The following is a 299-nucleotide window of genomic DNA, read 5'->3' on the forward strand; positions in this document are numbered from 1 at the left end:
CGTTGCGTTCGCCGGCCAGCCCGCGCGCGTCGCGCGCATGCGCGAACGCGTCCTGGAACGCGTTGGCATAGGCGTAGTCGCACTGCCCGACATTGCCCAGCGCGCCGGCGACCGAGGAAAACAGCACGAACAGGTCCAGCGGCTCGGCCCGGGTCTCCTCGTCCAGGTGCCAGGTGCCCAGGGTCTTGGGCGCGATCACACGGGCGAACCCTTCCGCGTTCTTGCGCAGCAGGAACGCGTCTTCGATCACCCCGGCCGAATGCAGCACGCCGTTGAGGCGGTGGCCGTCGGCATGCACC

General features: G+C 69.9%; 1 protein-coding gene. It reads right to left on the reverse strand.

The window, feature by feature from the left end:
• A partial coding sequence (locus HKX41_11020; protein NNC24662.1) for a KR domain-containing protein occupies positions 1–299 on the reverse strand: 299 nt, incomplete at both ends.

The sequence above is a fragment of the Salifodinibacter halophilus genome, from assembly GCA_012999515.1.
In the GTDB taxonomy this organism is placed as follows: Bacteria; Pseudomonadota; Gammaproteobacteria; order Nevskiales; family Salinisphaeraceae; genus Salifodinibacter; species Salifodinibacter halophilus.